Source organism: Devosia sp. (assembly GCF_034675085.1).
Classification (GTDB): Bacteria; Pseudomonadota; Alphaproteobacteria; order Rhizobiales; family Devosiaceae; genus Devosia.
The window spans coordinates 1-15,775 of record NZ_JAUCDN010000043.1 but is presented as its reverse complement, the minus strand read 5'-3'; the positions used below and the strand labels follow the sequence as shown (position 1 = coordinate 15,775).

The window sequence follows — 15,775 nt, the reverse complement described above, 5'->3', positions numbered from 1 at the left end:
CCTGCACCACAAGCTGTTCCGCATCGGGCGCAATGTGTTCCTGCTGGCCGATTCGCACGCAGCCTGGTCAGCGGCGCTGCTTTCCCCACCCAAAACGGTGGCGCTGGGCTTTTCCCATTCCGGCGACACGGCCGATACCGTGCGCTATCTCGAAATCGCCCGCCAGTCCGGAGCGCTGACCGTGGCTATTACCGGCTCTCCCGGCTCGCCCCTGGCGCAGGCGGCAGACGAATGCCTCATCAGCCATGCCCGCGAAAGCCGGCTGCGTGCGGGAGCCATGGTCAGCCGTATCGCGCAACTGGCCATTGTCGACTGCCTGTTTCTTGGGGTTGCGCGCCAGCGCTACACGCAGACCGTGGATGCCCTGCAGAAGACCCGCGACGTCACGCATCCGCGCTAGGACGGGCTAAAGCCCCCAGAGCGTGGCGGCGGAACGGTCCAGCAGGCCGTCGTGATAGGCCAGCCCACCGGGCCGGTCGCCCGCCAAAAGCAAAGGTCCGTCGAGATCGATCCAGCGGGCGAAACCGGCCAGGAGCGTGGCCGGCAGCATGGAGAGCGAGGTGCTAAGCATGCAGCCCACCATGACGGAAAGGCCCAGTTCGCGCGCCCGAACGGCAACCTCCAGCGCTTCGGTCAGCCCACCGGTCTTGTCCAGCTTGATATTGACGGCGTCATAGCGCCCCGGCAGCGCTTCGAGACCGGCGCGCGCATGGACACTTTCATCGGCGCAGATAGGCACGACGTGTTCGATCCGCGCGAGAGGCTCGTCCTCTCCCGCTGGCAAGGGCTGTTCGACCAGCTCGACCCCGACTTCGGCACAGGCCCGCAGCAGTTGAGGAAGCTCATCCACCTGCCAGCCCTCATTGGCATCGATGACAAGACGCGCCTGGGGCACGGCGGCGCGAATGGCGGCAAGGCGTTCGACGTCGCCGGCCGCGCCCAGCTTGAGCTTGAGCAGCGGCATGTGGGCCGCGCGGGCAGCGGCGGCGGCCATGGCGTCGGGCGTATCGAGGCTGATGGTGAAAGCCGTGGGCATGGTGCGCGGCCAATCGAGCCCCGCCAGTGCAGCGACATCCCGGCCGGCAAGCCGCGCCTCCAGCGCCCAGAAAGCACAATCGAGCCCGTTGCGCGCCGCACCGGGCGGCAGGGTGGCCTGCAAGCCGGTCCGGTCCAGGCCGGCGGCAAGCGCGGGGCCCTGGTCCAGAATAGTTTGGAGAGTGGCTTCCGGCGTTTCGCCATAGCGCGCATAGGGGACGCATTCACCGCTGCCGATGACGCCGTCACGTTCGATCTCGACGCGGATCACCCGCGCCTCGGTGCGGCTGCCCCGGGCAATGGTGAAGTGCCCCGCCACCGGAAAGCTTTCGATCTGGGCGCGGAGCATGGTTGCGGGCACGGCGGTCTCGTGAGGTTACGCGGGATTGTCGGATGCGCGTGCTACAGGTTTTGCAGCAGCCGCGCAACGCGCCGCCCTCCCCTAATCGGCCGGAAACAGCTTCCAGCGGCGCGGACGGAAGGCGAGACGGGTCTTTTCCCCGGCGGGATGATCGAAGGGAAGGTCGATCTCGACCTTATGGCCTTCCCCGCCAATGGCCAGTTCCACCCGCCGCGTGCCGCCAACGCGGCGGGATGCGGTCACGACGCCGGCAAGGCTGGCTTCGGCATCGACCAGATCGACATCATGCGGACGGAAATAAAGATGGGCCTTGTCCCCCGAAAAACCCTGGGCGGGAAGGCCCAGGGCCCGCCCGGCCGACCAGACCTCGCCGTTTTCCACGCTCACCGGCAGGGTGCTGGATTCGCCAATAAAGCCGAAGACGAAAGGCGAGCTGGGGTGGTCATAGACCTCATCTGGGCTACCCACCTGTTCGATCCGGCCCTGGCTCATGACGCAGAGCCTGTCGGACAGTTCCAGCGCCTCTTCCTGGTCATGGGTAACGAAAACTGTGGTGTGGCCGGTGCGGTCATGGATTTCGCGCAGCCATTTACGCAATTCGCGACGCACCTGGGCGTCCAGCGCACCGAAGGGCTCGTCGAGCAGCAGCACCGCCGGCTCGATCGCCAGGGCACGGGCCAGGGCGACGCGCTGGCGCTGCCCGCCCGAAAGCTGGTTGGGGTAGCGTTTTTCGAGGCCGGAAAGCTGTACCAGATCGAGCAGCTCCATCGCGCGGCGGCGAATTTCGGCGGCCGGCGGACGCGTAGAGCGCGGGCGCACCTTGAGGCCGAAGGAGACGTTTTCCAGGATCGTCATGTGCCGGAACAGCGCATAATGCTGGAAGACGAAGCCGATATTGCGCTCCTGCACGCTTTTTTCCGAGGCGTCGGTATCGCCGAAGAAAATTCGGCCGGCGGTGGGCATTTCCAGCCCGGCGATCAGGCGCAGCAAGGTGGTCTTGCCCGAGCCCGAGGGCCCGAGCAAGGCGATCAGCTCGCCCGAGCGGATATCGAGAGAAACATCGTGCAGCGCCGGGAATCGGTCGAATTCCTTGCGGACATTGCTGGCGCGAACTTCCATAAATCAGATCCTAACTTCTAATGTCTGGCGCCGGCGGCGATATCGGCGCTGAAGCGCCATTCCAGCGCCGATTTCAGTACCAGCGTCACCAATGCCAGGAGGGCGAGGAGCGACGCCAGCGCAAAGGCGGCCGTCGCATTATATTCGTTGTAGAGCATTTCCACCTGCAGCGGCATGGTGGTGGTTTGGCCGCGAATCTTGCCCGAAACCACCGCCACCGCGCCGAATTCACCCATGGCGCGGGCATTGCACAGCAGCACCCCATACAGCAGACCCCAGCGGATATTGGGCAGGGTCACGCGCCAGAAAGTCTGCCAGCCGCTGGCGCCCAGGGACAGCGCCGCTTCTTCGTCTCCCGTTCCCTGATCCTGCATCAGCGGGATCAACTCGCGCGCGACGAAGGGAAAGGTGACGAAAATGGTGGCGAGCACAATGCCCGGCAAAGCAAAGAGGATTTCGATGCCCATGGATTTGAACATGGGCCCCAGAAAACTCCCGGCCCCGAACAGCAGCACATAGACGAGGCCGGCAATCACGGGCGACACCGAAAAAGGCAGGTCGATCAGGGTGGTGAGAAAGGCCTTGCCCTTGAACTCGAACTTGGCGATGGCCCAGGAGGCGGCGACGCCGAAGACCAGGTTGAAGGGCACGGCGACGGCGGCCACCAGCAGCGTCAGGCGAATGGCCGCTTGCGCGTCCTTGTCGGCCAGCGCCGCCAGAAACGCCGGAATGCCCTTGGCGAAGGCTTCGTGGAAAACCGCATAGAGCGGCAGCACCAGGATGACGGCCATGAAACCCAGGGCGATGGCGATGAACAGCCATCGCACCGGCAGACTTTCGCTGGTGGGGGAAGACCTAATTGCCATAGCCGTATCTCCGCCGGCTCCAGGCCTGTACAAGATTGATGAAGAACAGCATGGCAAAGGAAATCAGCAGCATGACCATGGCAATGGCCGTGGCGCCGCCATAGTTGAATTCCTGGAGGCGGATGAAAATCAGCAGCGGGGCGATTTCCGACACGAAGGGAATATTGCCGGCAATGAAAATGATGGAGCCGAACTCCCCCACGCCGCGCGCGAAGGCCAGGGCGAAGCCCGTCAACACCGCCGGGGTGAGGCTGGGCAGCAGAACGCGGCTGATGGTCTGGAACCGGTTGGCGCCCAGCGTGGCGCTGGCCTCCTCAACCTCGTGGCTCACCTCTTCCAGAATGGGCTGGATGGTGCGCACCACAAAGGGCAGGCCGATGAAGATCATGGCGATAACGATGCCCGCCGGCGTATAGGCGATGCGCCAGCCCAGCGGCGCCACCACTGCACCGATGACGCCGTTGGGCGCATAGATGGCGGTGAGCGCAATGCCGGCCACAGCGGTGGGCAGGGCGAAGGGCAGGTCGATTATGGCGTCGAACAGCCGCCGCCCGGGAAAGCGATAGCGCACCAGAACCCAGGCGATCAGCGTGCCGAAAACCACATTGATGCCGGCCGCGATCAGGGCGGTGACGAAGCTCACCCGCAACGCTCCCAGAACGCGCGGATCGGTCGCTGCCGCCCAGAAGCCCGCCGGCCCCAGTCCCGCGGAGCGGATGGCCAGCGCCAGGAGCGGCAGCAGGATGAGCAGGGAAAAATAGAGGATGGTGAAGCCCAGGGTAAGCCCGAAGCCGGGAATGACGCTGGGCTGGCGAAAGCGCCACATGCCGGGGCGGTCCACCGCCGGATGCCTGCTCATCTCGCGCCGCCGGCGCTGGCAATGGCTATCAGCACTGTCATCTGCCACTCCCGGCCTGTTCTGGACGGCAAGGCTATCGAAACAGTCGTCTTTAACAAGGAGAATGCGGCGGGTTTTTTCACCCGTTGTTAGAAAATCATCCTGCCCGGCACAGCTTTGCCAGAAACGGGCCTAGCCTGCCCTGCGGATGGCATAGCTGCACCGGCGCCCGCCAGCGACGATATGCTCATCCCGCACCACCTCGACCTCGGGGCCGAGCGCCGAGCGAAACACCTCGAGCTCGGCGCGGCAGAAGCCTTCGCAGGCGGTGGCGGCGGCGCAGATGGGGCAATGATTTTCGATCAGCACCAAGGAGCCGTCGGCCTCCTCACGCCACTCGGCCATGTAGCCTTCGGCCGAGCGCAATTCGGCCAAGGCGGCCACCTTGTCCCGAAGCGCGGCGTGCTGCTCTAGCGTCGCCTGATAGGCCAGGCGGGTCTCGGTCTCGCGCACGCCGATAATGGCATCGAGCGCCTCTTCGCCCAGAGACTGGCGAATAATGTCGAGCAATTGCACCGTCAGGGCCGCATGGGTGTCGGGAAACCGCGACTGCGCCGCCGGAGTGAGGCTCCAGCTCTGGGTGGGGCGTCCGACGCCCCTGGCCTCGGTGACAGCGGCGACCAGCCCCTCATCGGCCAGACGCGCCAATTGCTGGCGCGCCGCCTCGCCGGTCGTCCCCAGCAGTTGGCCAATGGCGGCGGCCGACAGCGCGCCATGCATCTTGAGCATCATCAAGACGCGCTCGGCCGGGCTGCGCGGCGACCAGGCCACATTTCCCAAGCCTTGGCTTGACATATCTGCCGAAGAGGTTTTCAAAGTCATAGCTTGGAAATTAGTCGGACCGGGCCCGAAACGCAAGCGCATCGCCCGTCCCACCCGAAAGGAGCCCCCGAAATGGCTTTTGAACTTCCCGCCCTGCCCTATGCCCATTCCGCCCTTGCCGAGCGCGGCATGAGCCAGGAAACACTCGAGCTGCACCACGACAAGCATCATCAGGCCTATGTGACCGCGCTCAATGGCTTCGTCGAAAAGAACGCCGACCTGCAAGGAAAGTCGCTGGAAGAAATCATCGCCTTCGCCAAGGACAAGGCCGATCTGGCTCCAGTGTTCAACAATGCCGGCCAGCATTGGAACCACATCCATTTCTGGAACGCGCTCTCGCCCAAGGGTGGCGCGCTGCCCGGAAAACTCGAAGCCAGGATTGTCAGCGACCTGGGCTCGGTCGAGGCGTTCAAGGAGCAGTTCAAGGCCGCCGCCACCAGCCAGTTCGGCTCGGGCTGGGCCTGGCTGGTGCTGGGCAGCGACGGCAAGCTCAAGGTGACCAAGACCGCCAACGGCTCCAATCCGCTGGCCACCGGCGAAGGCAAGCCGCTGCTCGGGCTCGATGTGTGGGAGCACAGCTATTACGTCGATTTCCGCAATCGCCGCCCCGACTATGTGAGCAATTTTCTCGACAAGCTCGCCAATTACGAATTCGCCGAAGCCAATCTGGGCTGAGCTTTTCCTGCGGCGGCGTTTTTGGGCGCCGCCGTCCTCTTTCAAGACTTCGGAACCGGCTGGTCAGTGCGCTGGCCCCTGCATAGACTGCGGATCATGACGACGCTTACGGCCGATTTCGACCTTCCCGACACCATGAAGCTGCGGCCGGCGCCGCGGCCGCTGATCGGCAATTCCGAATTTCGCGCGGCCCTCTCCGCCATGGCCTCGACCGTCAGCATTGTCACGGCGCGGCGTGGCGACGAGCGGGCGGGCCGCACGGTCACCTCCGTGTTCTCGCTGGCGATGAACCCGCCGACCATCCTGGTTTCCATCGACATCATGAGCCGCCTGGCCGATCTCATCGCCCGCACCGGCGGCTTCTCGCTCAGCATGCTCTCGGTGGAGCAAAGCCGCGTCGCCGACGCCTTTGCCGGCCAGGTGGCGCAGGAACAGCGCTTCCGCGAGGGTAAATGGGAAGACTGGCCATCCGGCCACCCCCGCCTGCTCGATGCGGTAACGGCGCTCGATTGCGATGTCATCGGCGCCATGGAAACGGGTACGCATGTGCTGTTTGCCGGCGCCATCGCCGAGGCGGAAACCACAACCGGGCGGGAACCGTTGATCTGGCAGCGCCGCCACTATCATGGCCTCGCCCCCCTGGGCTGAGGCGGGAGAACCGGACTTGCCCCGTTATTTCTTTCACTACCGCACCGATGAAGAATTGATCCGCGACTGCGAGGGCAGCGACCTGCCCAATCTCGACGCCGCCGAGCAAAACGCCGCCGCGCTGGCCAAGGCCATTGTCGAGCGGGCGGCAAGCACGGGGGGCGACACCACCCTCCCCCGCTCCATCGAGATCACCGATGCGGCGGGGGAGGAATTGCTTTATCTGGTCTTCTGGAGCGGACCGGCGCTGGATGAGGCGGGCGAAGACCTGATCAAGCCCGCCACCATTCACTGAGCCGAATAAATCTGGTCGAAGACCCCGCCATCACCGAAGAAATAGGGCTGCGCTTCGCGCCAGCCGCCGAAATCGGCGATGGTCACCAGCTGTACTTCGCCGAAGCGAGCCACGTCCTCGGGCGCGGCGGCCGCAGGATTGTCGGGGCGATAATAGTTCCGGGCGGCGATCGCCTGGCCTTCGTCGGAATAAAGATAGTCGAGATAGGCTTCGGCCAGATCGCGCGTCCCCTTCTTGTCCACCACGCTGTCGACGATGGCGACAGGCGGTTCGGCCAGGATAGAAATCGACGGGGTGACGATGTCGAAGGCATCGGGCCCGAGTTCTTCCAGCGCCAGATAGGCCTCGTTTTCCCAGGCGAGCAGCACATCGCCTATGCCGCGCTGCACGAAGGTGGTGGTCGAGCCGCGCGCGCCGGTATCGAGCACGGGCACATGCTTGTAGAGCCCGGAGACGAAGGCGCGGGCGGTATCGTCGCTGCCGCCATCTTGCGCCTTGGCCCAAGCCCAGGCGGCAAGCAGATTCCAGCGGGCGCCGCCCGAGGTCTTGGGATTGGGCGTGATGACCTCGACACCGTCACCCACCAGATCGCCCCAATCGGCTATGCCCTTGGGGTTGCCCTTGCGCACGAGGAAAACGATGGTCGAGGTATAGGGCGCGCTGTTATTGGGGAAGGCGTCGCGCCAGTCCGGCTTGATGAAGCCGGCATCGGCAATGGCATTGATGTCCGATTCAAGCGCCAGGGTGACGACATCGGCCTCCAGCCCGTCGATCACCGTGCGGGCCTGGGCGCCCGAGCCGCCATGAGTCACCTGCACGGTGACGGTTTCACCGGTCGTCTGCTTCCAGTGATTGACGAAGGCATCGTTGAATTCGCGATAGAGCTCGCGGGTCGGATCGTAGCTGACATTGATCAACGTCCGCTCCTGGGCGTGGCTCGTCACCACGAAGCCCATGGTCAGGGCGGCGGCGAGGGCAGCAAAGGCGAGCAGTCTGTGGGCGTTTTTCATCTCTATCTCCCATGAGATCGAATGAATAAAAGGCTACTCTTCAGGTCGTCTATTACAAGCCCAAGGGAATTTGCCGCGGGGTGGGAAAGAGAAATATCCTTCTCTGGCAGACGCAATGGGCAGAACCAGCCTTTGGAGCCGTCGAAAAGCCGATGCTTAGGCGAAAGTCGCCCTTGCCTCGCCCGGTGCAGATGGGACACTTGCCGCCTCAACCCATAGCGAGCTTTCCATGTCCCTCTCCCTTGCCGATTGGCTTGCTGCTCAATCCGTCGACCCGGCTCTGACCTCGGCCCTTGCCAGCATGGCCGCCTCCTGCGCGGAGATTGCCGTCGTGCTGCGCAATGCGCCGCTCGCGGGGCAGACCGGGCTGGCAGGGCACACCAATGTGCAGGGCGAGGCGCAAAAGGCCCTCGACGTCATCTCGAACGATATAGTTTTGAATCACTTGCGGGCCAATCCGCAGATTTCGATTCTCATTTCAGAAGAGATGGATGAAGCGGTTCACCACGAGAATCAGGGCCGGTTCATTGTTGCCACCGATCCCCTGGATGGATCTTCAAATCTCGACGTAAACGTCACTGTCGGCACCATCTTTTCCATTCTTGATGCCAAGGGCGGAATTTTGCAGCCCGGTTCCGCCCAGCTTGCCGCCGGCTATGCCGCCTACGGCCCCGCCACCAGCCTGGTGCTAACCTTAGGCAAGGGCGTTGCAGTCTTCACTCTGGATGCATCCGGCACGTTCCGCTTCACCACCGACACGGTTTCCGTGCCTGAGGCCAGCAGCGAATTTGCCATCAATACAGCGCGTGAGCGCTTCTGGGATGAAGCAACGCGCGGCTATGTCGCGGAAAATATCGCCGGCGAGACGGGAGCGGCGGGGAAGCGCTACAATATGCGCTGGGTCGGCTCGATGGTGGCCGATATCCATCGCATTCTCATGCGCGGCGGCATTTTCCTCTATCCGCTCGATAGCGAGACCCTTGCCAAGGGCGGGCGGCTACGCCTGCTCTATGAGGCAAACCCCATGGCCATGCTGATCGAGGCGGCGGGCGGGCGTTCGACCACAGGCCGACAGCGCATTCTCGATCTCACGCCCAGCGCCATTCACCAGCGCGTGCCGGTCATTCTCGGCTCGGCGGAGGAAGTGAAACGAGTAGAGGATTGGTACAACCGCGTCAGCTAGAACGGAAATTCCCTCCTTCAAATTGCAACGTTACCATGACCCGGCTATAGCTCGCGCACGCGCCGGTATTGTGGCGGCGGAAGAGGGTTCACCATGAGCAACGCGCAGCCGATCCTGTCCAAGACCAATTCCAGCCCCTGGGCGGGCCGCCCCTTCCACCGGCAATATCTGATGCGGCAGGCCAACAACCTGTTCGACTTCTTCCAGGCGGCCTCGCTCAATCCCAAGGGCGGCTTCTTCGAGCTTAGCGATGACGGGCTTCCCCTGGCTCCCGATAATGCCACGCGCCAGATCCACGTCACCACGCGCATGGTGCATTGCTTCACCATCGGCAGCCTGATCGGGCGGCCGGGATCGGATGAAATCGTCGATCACGGCATGCAATATATCTGGAACAATCACCGCGATCAGCGCCATGGCGGCTACGTCTGGTCTCTGGACGATCACGGCTTCCAGGATGCGAGCAAGCAGGCCTATGGCCACGCCTTCGTGCTGCTCGCCGCCTCCAGCGCCAAGCTCCTGGGCCACCCCCTCGCCGACAAGATGATGGCGGACGTGACCGAGGTGATCGAGGAGCATTTCTGGGACGAGAAGGCTGGCGCGGTGCGCGAGGAATTCGCGCAGGACTGGTCGCCGGTTTCCGATTATCGCGGCCAGAATTCCAACATGCACCTCACCGAGGCGCTGATGGCGGCCTATGAGGCCAGCGGCAAGCGCACCTATCTCGAAAAGGCCACGCGCATCGCCGATCTGATCATCCGCCGCAATGCTGTGGCGCTGGACTACCGCGTGGCCGAGCATTTCGACGGGCGCTGGGCGCTCGACAAGGACTATCTCGGTTCGGAAATGTTCCGCCCCTCCGGCACGACGCCGGGCCACTGGCTGGAATGGTCGCGGCTATTGTTCCAGTTGTTCATCCTCGGCCACAAGGAACACTCCTGGATGCCCGAGGCGGCGCGCAATCTCTTCCGGCAATCCATCGCGCTGGGCTGGGACACGGTTCATGGCGGCTTTTTCTACACGCTGGACTGGCAGAACCAGCCCATCATGCGCGAAAAGCTGTGGTGGCCGGTGAGCGAAGCCATCGGCGCCGCCTCGTTCATCGCCTCGCACGATACCGATCCGTTCTTCGAACTGTGGTATCGCCGGCTCTGGGATTATGCGGAAAACCACGTGATCGATCATCGGCGCGGCGGCTGGCTCAGCGAGCTCAAGGAAGATCTGACGCCAACCTCACGCCTTTTCGTGGGCAAGCCGGATATCTACCACGCTTTGCAGGCCTGCCTCATTCCGCTCTATCCCGCGCATGGGAGCCTGACGAAAGGCATTATCGAGCAGGACCATATCCGTCCGCTCTAGGTTGCCAATGCTTGCAGCGGCAGCATTCGCGGCGTAGGGAACGCGCGATGATGGAGACTGTTTCGTGGCCATGCCCCCCCTCAATCCGGCGCTGACCGAGCTGGCGCTGTCCGCCACCCTCCGGGCCGCCGATATTATCTGCGACATCTACAGCCGCCCTATCGAGGCCATTGCCAAGCAGGACGGCTCGCCGGTGACCCTGGCGGACAGGGCTGCCGAGCAGGCAATCCTGTCCATGCTGGCGCCAACGGGGATTCCCGTGCTGGCGGAGGAAAGCGCGGCGGCCGGCATCATTCCCGAGCTGGGGAACCGCTATTTCGTCGTCGACCCGCTCGATGGCACCAAGGAATTCATCAAGCGCAACGGCGAATTCGCGGTCAATATCGGGCTGGTGGAAGCGGGATTTCCCGTCATGGGCGTCATCGTCGGGCCGGTATCGGGGGCGATTTATATCGGGGATGCATCCGGCGCGTGGTTCTGCCAGCGGCAAAGCGGCGCCCTCGGCCCGCGCGAGCGGATGGAAGTCTCGCAGGCCAGGCGCCCCTGCATCGTCGCCAGCCGCTCGCATGGCCATGCCGCGCTCGCCCAATTGCGCCGCATCCTGGACGTGGAGTCCGATGTTTCGGTGGGCTCCTCGCTGAAATTCGGGCTGCTGGCGCATGGAGAGGCGCAGCTTTATCCGCGCTTCACACCCACCTGCGAATGGGATACAGCTGCGGGGCAGGCCATCGTGGAAGCTGCCGGGGGCGCCGTCATCACGCTCGATGGGGCAAGGCTTTCCTACGGCAAGCGGGAAACCGGCTTTCTCAATCCGTTCTTCGTGGCCGCCGCCAGTCTCGAACTGGCGCAGCGAGCTGCCAGCGAAATGCGCAGTCTGCTTGGCTCACCGACGAGCCATGCAACCTGATCTTAACTGATCTTCCGCATGGTCGCTCTCCTATTACTTGCGCGATTCAATCCCGGCCTATAGAGAACCGGCATATATCGGCCCGGCATATGCCCCGGCGGAGCGCGCAATGAACGTCAAGACCCTTTGCCTATCCATCCTCTATGAGGGGGAAGCGACCGGATATGAAATCCGGCGGCTTTGCGTCGAGGGCGAGTGCGCCTATTTCGTCGAGGCCAGCTTCGGCTCCATCTATCCCGCCCTTGCCCGACTCGAAAGCGAAGGGCTGGTGAGCAGTCGCACGGAGTTGCAGGCGGGCAAGCCGGCCAAGAAGGTCTACGCGATCACCGCGGCGGGGCGGGCCGCCTTTATCGAGCAATTGTCGGCGCCGCTGGCCGACGACATGTTCCGCAGTCCTTTTCTGCTGTTCGCGCGTTTCGCTCACATCCTGCCGCGCGAGCTGGTGGAGGAACGGGCCAACGAATTCCTCGAGCGCATGGTGGCGGGCCAGAAAAAACTCGAAGACGCGGCGGCGGAGCGCGAGCTCAGCCCGGCGGACAACTGGATATTAAATTACGGTCGTGCGGTGATGGAGGTTGCCCAAGGGCATATCCGGTCCCATATGCACGAATTGATTTCATTGGCGCAGGCCGAGCCGAGAAAAGACGCGGCTGAGTAACGAGGGCAAAGACGAAATGCGTGCACTGTTTTCCTATGGCCTGGCGCTGTTGATCCTGCTCGGAGCGGGCGCTTGGCTTGCCACCGGTACTCTGGTCGTGGGCGGAAATGGCCCCGGCAATGGCGAAAAGCCCATCATTTCCGTGATCGAGGGGCAGGAGCACGGTCCCCTGGCCACCAGGCTGGGTGAAGCCGGCGTGCTGGCCGAGCCACATCACCCCGCCGCCGACCCGGCCATGACCATTGCCCAGCGCAATGAGGAGCAGACCGGCTCAAGCACTTCCTTACCCAGTGTGCGCGTGGTGACCTACACCGCCCAGCCGATGCAGATCGACGTGCCGCTGCGTGGCCGCACCCAGGCCAAAGCCTCGGTCAGTGCCGTGGCGGAAACCGCCGGCATCGTCGACGAGGTCCATGTCTCCAAGGGCCAGCAGGTCAATGCGGGCGATCTGTTGTGCACGCTCGACAAGGGCACCCGCGCCGCCGCCGTCGCGCAGGCGCAGGCTGGAATCGAACAGGCAAATGCCAATCTGGCCCAGGCGCAGCTCGCCTATGACACCAATGCCGAATTGCGCGCCAAGGGCCTTGCCGCCCCCAACACCGCCCAGACCGTGGAAGCCTCGCTGAGCGGCGCCCGGGCGGCGCTTTCGTCCGCCCAGGCCGGGCTGGACAATGCCCAGGCCGAGCTCGACCGCACGGAGATCGTCGCCAAGGTGAGCGGCGTGGTGCAGGACCCCGTCGCCGTCGCCGGCTCGCTGCTGGCCCAGGGCCAGCCCTGCGCCGCCATCGTGCAACTCAACCCCATGGTCTTTGTCGGCCAGGTTCCCGAATCCCGCATCGCGCTGGCCCGGACCGGGCTCGACGCCCAGATCACCACCGTGACCGGCGTGCATGCTGCCGGCAAGGTGACCTTCATCTCCTCCGTGGCCGACAACGCCACGCGCTCCTTCCCGGTGGAAATCGAGTTCCCCAATGCCGATCTGTCGGTACGCGACGGCCTCACCGCGCAGGCGATCGTGACACTGGGCAGCACGCTCGGCCATCTGTTGCCGCAATCGGTGCTGACGCTGGACGATGAAGGCGTTCTGGGCGTGCGCACTGTGGAAGGCGACAAGGTTGCCTTCTATCCGGTCACCATCGTCAGCGATACGCGCGAAGGCGTGTGGGTGTCGGGTCTGCCCACCGTCAGCCAGGTCATCACCGTCGGCCAGGAAAACGTAACCGCCGGGCAGACCGTCAAGCCCAGCCCCGCCGAGACCGCCCCGTCCGCCAGCGAAGAAAGCGTCTGATATGGTCGAGTTCATCGTCAAAATCCTCAGGATGCCGCGTGTCGTCCTGACGGTCATGGTCATCATGCTGGCCGCGGGCGTTTCGGCTTATGTGTCGCTGCCCAAGGAAAGCTTCCCGGCCATCGACGTCCCCTATCTCTATGTGTCGATCAGCCAGACGGGTGTGTCGCCGCGCGACGCGGAAAACCTGCTGGCCAAGCCAGCAGAAGAAGAGCTGGCCACCCTGCCCGGCCTTCTGAACATCAGTTCGACCTCGACCACCGGCCACGCCTCGGTATTCCTCGAATTCGACATCAATACCGACAAGGACCAGGCGCTGGCCGACACAAGGGCACGCATGGATGCGCTCAAGGCCAAGCTGCCCACCGACGCCAACGACCCCAGCGTTCACGAAATCGATCTGGTGGGCATGCCCATCATCTCGGTGGCGGTCTATGGCAACGCTCCGGAAAAGGAACTGGTGCGCCGCGCCGAGGACCTTCAGGATGCGCTGGAAGCCATTGCCGAAGTGCGTGAAGCCAAGCTTTCGGGCGCGCGCGACGAAATTCTCGAAGTGCGCATCGACCTGCTGCGGCTGGAAGCCTATGGGCTGTCCGCCGGCCAGTTGCTGGACGCGCTGGCACGCAACAACATGGTGGTGCCGGGCGGCACCATCAACAGTGGCCAGGGTTCGTTCAATATCGAGGTTCCCGGCCTCATCACCACTCCCAAGGACCTTTACGAACTACCGCTCAAGACCGACGGCAACACCGTCGTCACCTTTGGCGACGTGGCGACCATTACCCGTACATTGGCCGACGCCACCAACTACACCATGGTCAACGGCTCCCCTGCCCTGATCCTGGGCGTTTCCAAGAAGCTGGGCACCAATATCATCGACGTGTCCGAGAAGGTGCGCGCGACCACCGAGGAACTGGCCAAGAGCTGGCCGGAAGGGGTGCAATACAGCTTTTTCCTCGACCAGGCCGAAACCACGGCGTCGCTGTTCCGCTCGCTGGAAGCGGCGGTGCTGACGGCCGTCGCGCTGGTGCTCATCACCTGCGTGGCCACGCTGGGCGTGCGGCCGGCCATCATGATCGGCATGTCCATCCCGCTCTCGTTCATGATGGCGTTCCTGGTGGCGCAGATGCTGGGCATGACCATCAACATGATGGTGATGTTCGGCCTCGTCATCGCCGTGGGCGTGCTGGTGGACGACCCCGTGGTGGTGGTCGAATATGCCGAGCGCAAATTGCAGGAGGGCATTTCCAAGAAGGAAGCCTTCATCCTGGCCGTGCGCAAGATGTTCGTGCCCGTGGTGGGCGCGACGGCCACGACGCTGGGCGCCTTCGTGCCGCTGCTGTTCTGGCCGGGCATTATCGGCAAGTTCATGAGCTACCTGCCGATGATCGTCATCATCGTCATGATCGCCTCGCTGGTTTCGGCGCTGATCTTCATGCCGGTGATCGGCGCGGCCATCGCCTCGGCCCATGTCGACCCCAAGGCCAAGGAAGCCGCCGACACGGTGATGTATGCCGACAAGTTCGACTCCAAGAAGGTTCGCGGCCTCACCGGCATCTATGTGCGCACCATGGAGCACCTGCTGCACTGGCCGCTGCCGACGCTGGCGGTGGGCTTCGGCATCATCGTCACCATCTTCGTGACTTATGCCACCCATCCTACGGGCACCGAGGCCTTTCCGGCGTCCGAGCCGGAATTCGCCACGGTGGCAGTGGTCGGGCGAGGCAATTATTCGCCCGAAGAAATCCGTGACATGATGGTGGATATCGGCAACGAGATTATGCAGGTCCAGGGTATCCAGGACGTCATCATGCAATTCGGCTCGACCGGCGCCTTCGGCTCGACCCCGCCCGACACGATCGGCAATTTCCAGCTACAGCTGGTCAACTATGCCCACCGCGTCAAGGCCGAGGAAATTTTCGCCAATATCCGCGAACGCGTGGACGGCTTTGCCGGCCTCGACATTCAGGTGCTGGCGGCGGAGAATGGCCCGCCGGCCGGCAAGGACATCAATATGCGCGTCGAAAGCACGCATTATGACGACCTCGTGCCGGTGGTCAGCGCCATTCGCGCCAAGCTCGAATCCATGCCCGAAACCGTGGATATCGAGGACGGCCGCCCCTCCCCCGGCATCGATTGGCAGATCACCATCGACCGCAACGAAGCCGGCAAATACGGCATCGGCGTGCGCGAGCTGGCGCCCTATGTGCAGCTCGTCACTTCGGGCGTGAAGCTGGGCACCTATCGCGACGACGAAACCGGCAAGGAACTCGACATCAAGGTGCGCCTGCCGGCCAATGAGCGCACCTTCGACTCGCTGGATTCGATGCGCATCGCCACCGCTTCCGGCATGATCCCGGTGAGCAATTTCCTCGAGCGCACCGCCGTGCCCAAGGTGGCCAATATCGAGCGGCGCAACCAGGTCTATGTCATGCCCATTGCCTCGGGGCTGCAAAACCTGCCCGAAGGCGTCTACGCGGCCGACAAGGTGGCGGAACTGCAAAGCTGGATCGCGGAGCAGAACTTCCCCAGCACGGTGAGCGTGGCCTTTACCGGCGCCGAGGAGCAGATGGGCGATGCCAATGCCTTCATCGTCCAGGCCTTCGGCATGGCCATGTTCCTGATCTTCTTCATCCTGCTGCTCGAATATA

At 63.7% G+C, this 15,775-nt stretch carries 16 protein-coding genes; 10 read left to right on the top strand and 6 right to left on the bottom strand.

Annotated elements, in window-relative coordinates; translation table 11 throughout:
- On the top strand, positions 1-400 hold a 400-nt coding region (locus VDP82_RS04750), incomplete at its 5' end, for a MurR/RpiR family transcriptional regulator (protein WP_323013694.1).
- A 6-nt stretch (positions 401-406) separates the two neighbouring features.
- Here VDP82_RS04750 and dgcA read toward each other — a convergent pair.
- From dgcA to VDP82_RS04725, 5 genes are all read right to left on the bottom strand, one after another.
- Complete coding sequence (dgcA, locus tag VDP82_RS04745; protein WP_323013697.1) at positions 407-1,384, bottom strand: N-acetyl-D-Glu racemase DgcA; 978 nt, start codon at positions 1,382-1,384, stop codon at positions 407-409.
- Positions 1,385-1,477: 93 nt separating this feature from the next.
- A complete protein-coding gene (locus VDP82_RS04740; RefSeq protein WP_323013693.1) occupies positions 1,478-2,515 on the bottom strand; it encodes a sulfate/molybdate ABC transporter ATP-binding protein in 1,038 nt (345 codons plus the stop codon).
- Positions 2,516-2,532: 17 nt separating this feature from the next.
- A complete protein-coding gene (gene cysW, locus VDP82_RS04735; RefSeq protein WP_323013692.1) occupies positions 2,533-3,381 on the bottom strand; it encodes a sulfate ABC transporter permease subunit CysW in 849 nt (282 codons plus the stop codon).
- Positions 3,371-4,240 (bottom strand): sulfate ABC transporter permease subunit CysT, encoded by an 870-nt coding sequence (gene cysT, locus VDP82_RS04730; protein WP_323013691.1) that lies wholly within the window; start codon positions 4,238-4,240, stop codon positions 3,371-3,373. The genes cysW and cysT overlap by 11 nt, the downstream gene beginning before the upstream one ends.
- A 171-nt stretch (positions 4,241-4,411) precedes the next feature.
- Positions 4,412-5,011, bottom strand: coding sequence for a MarR family transcriptional regulator (locus VDP82_RS04725; protein WP_323013696.1), 600 nt, complete (start codon positions 5,009-5,011; stop codon positions 4,412-4,414).
- A gap of 162 nt (positions 5,012-5,173) precedes the next feature.
- Between VDP82_RS04725 and VDP82_RS04720 the strand changes: the two genes are divergently transcribed.
- The 3 genes from VDP82_RS04720 (at position 5,174) to VDP82_RS04710 (ending at position 6,719) form a co-directional block, all read left to right on the top strand.
- Positions 5,174-5,776, top strand: a complete 603-nt coding sequence (locus VDP82_RS04720; RefSeq protein ID WP_323013690.1) for a superoxide dismutase — start codon at positions 5,174-5,176, stop codon at positions 5,774-5,776.
- A 96-nt stretch (positions 5,777-5,872) separates the two neighbouring features.
- On the top strand, positions 5,873-6,424 hold the full coding sequence (locus tag VDP82_RS04715; protein ID WP_323013689.1) for a flavin reductase family protein: 552 nt from the start codon (positions 5,873-5,875) through the stop codon (positions 6,422-6,424).
- Between the two features lie 16 nt (positions 6,425-6,440).
- Positions 6,441-6,719, top strand: a complete 279-nt coding sequence (locus VDP82_RS04710) for a DUF6894 family protein (protein WP_323013688.1) — start codon at positions 6,441-6,443, stop codon at positions 6,717-6,719.
- Here the strand turns inward: VDP82_RS04710 and VDP82_RS04705 are convergent.
- Positions 6,713-7,729: a sulfate ABC transporter substrate-binding protein gene (locus VDP82_RS04705; protein ID WP_323013687.1), complete on the bottom strand. Its 1,017-nt coding sequence runs from the start codon at positions 7,727-7,729 to the stop codon at positions 6,713-6,715. The two genes, VDP82_RS04710 and VDP82_RS04705, sit on opposite strands and share 7 nt — an antisense overlap.
- 229 nt (positions 7,730-7,958) lie before the next feature.
- Here VDP82_RS04705 and VDP82_RS04700 point away from each other — a divergent pair, with 229 nt between their 5' ends.
- The 6 genes from VDP82_RS04700 to VDP82_RS04675 form a co-directional block, all read left to right on the top strand.
- A complete protein-coding gene (locus VDP82_RS04700; protein WP_323013686.1) occupies positions 7,959-8,912 on the top strand; it encodes a class 1 fructose-bisphosphatase in 954 nt (317 codons plus the stop codon).
- 93 nt (positions 8,913-9,005) lie between these two features.
- Positions 9,006-10,271, top strand: a complete 1,266-nt coding sequence (locus tag VDP82_RS04695; RefSeq protein ID WP_323013685.1) for an AGE family epimerase/isomerase — start codon at positions 9,006-9,008, stop codon at positions 10,269-10,271.
- Between the two features lie 70 nt (positions 10,272-10,341).
- Positions 10,342-11,178, top strand: a complete 837-nt coding sequence (gene cysQ / locus VDP82_RS04690; protein ID WP_323013695.1) for a 3'(2'),5'-bisphosphate nucleotidase CysQ — start codon at positions 10,342-10,344, stop codon at positions 11,176-11,178.
- Between the two features lie 109 nt (positions 11,179-11,287).
- Positions 11,288-11,836 carry a PadR family transcriptional regulator gene (locus VDP82_RS04685; RefSeq protein ID WP_323013684.1) on the top strand — a complete coding sequence of 183 codons (549 nt, stop codon included), beginning with the start codon at positions 11,288-11,290 and terminating at the stop codon, positions 11,834-11,836.
- Positions 11,837-11,852: 16 nt separating this feature from the next.
- Positions 11,853-13,124: an efflux RND transporter periplasmic adaptor subunit gene (locus VDP82_RS04680; RefSeq protein ID WP_323013683.1), complete on the top strand. Its 1,272-nt coding sequence runs from the start codon at positions 11,853-11,855 to the stop codon at positions 13,122-13,124.
- 1 nt (position 13,125) lies between these two features.
- Positions 13,126-15,775: efflux RND transporter permease subunit (locus tag VDP82_RS04675; RefSeq protein ID WP_323013682.1), on the top strand; the 2,650-nt coding region annotated here is incomplete at its 3' end.

Excerpts from the sequence above, each read along its gene's own strand:
- cysT (WP_323013691.1), bottom strand. The coding sequence starts at position 4,240 with ATGAGCAGGCATCCGGCGGTGGACCGCCCCGGCATGTGGCGCTTTCGC.
- cysW (WP_323013692.1), bottom strand. The coding sequence starts at position 3,381 with ATGGCAATTAGGTCTTCCCCCACCAGCGAAAGTCTGCCGGTGCGATGG.
- VDP82_RS04740 (WP_323013693.1), bottom strand. The coding sequence starts at position 2,515 with ATGGAAGTTCGCGCCAGCAATGTCCGCAAGGAATTCGACCGATTCCCG.
- VDP82_RS04715 (WP_323013689.1), top strand. The coding sequence starts at position 5,873 with ATGACGACGCTTACGGCCGATTTCGACCTTCCCGACACCATGAAGCTG.
- VDP82_RS04705 (WP_323013687.1), bottom strand. The coding sequence starts at position 7,729 with ATGAAAAACGCCCACAGACTGCTCGCCTTTGCTGCCCTCGCCGCCGCC.
- VDP82_RS04680 (WP_323013683.1), top strand. The coding sequence starts at position 11,853 with ATGCGTGCACTGTTTTCCTATGGCCTGGCGCTGTTGATCCTGCTCGGA.
- VDP82_RS04720 (WP_323013690.1), top strand. The coding sequence starts at position 5,174 with ATGGCTTTTGAACTTCCCGCCCTGCCCTATGCCCATTCCGCCCTTGCC.
- cysQ (WP_323013695.1), top strand. The coding sequence starts at position 10,342 with ATGCCCCCCCTCAATCCGGCGCTGACCGAGCTGGCGCTGTCCGCCACC.
- VDP82_RS04685 (WP_323013684.1), top strand. The coding sequence starts at position 11,288 with ATGAACGTCAAGACCCTTTGCCTATCCATCCTCTATGAGGGGGAAGCG.
- VDP82_RS04695 (WP_323013685.1), top strand. The coding sequence starts at position 9,006 with ATGAGCAACGCGCAGCCGATCCTGTCCAAGACCAATTCCAGCCCCTGG.
- VDP82_RS04700 (WP_323013686.1), top strand. The coding sequence starts at position 7,959 with ATGTCCCTCTCCCTTGCCGATTGGCTTGCTGCTCAATCCGTCGACCCG.
- dgcA (WP_323013697.1), bottom strand. The coding sequence starts at position 1,384 with ATGCTCCGCGCCCAGATCGAAAGCTTTCCGGTGGCGGGGCACTTCACC.
- VDP82_RS04725 (WP_323013696.1), bottom strand. The coding sequence starts at position 5,011 with ATGATGCTCAAGATGCATGGCGCGCTGTCGGCCGCCGCCATTGGCCAA.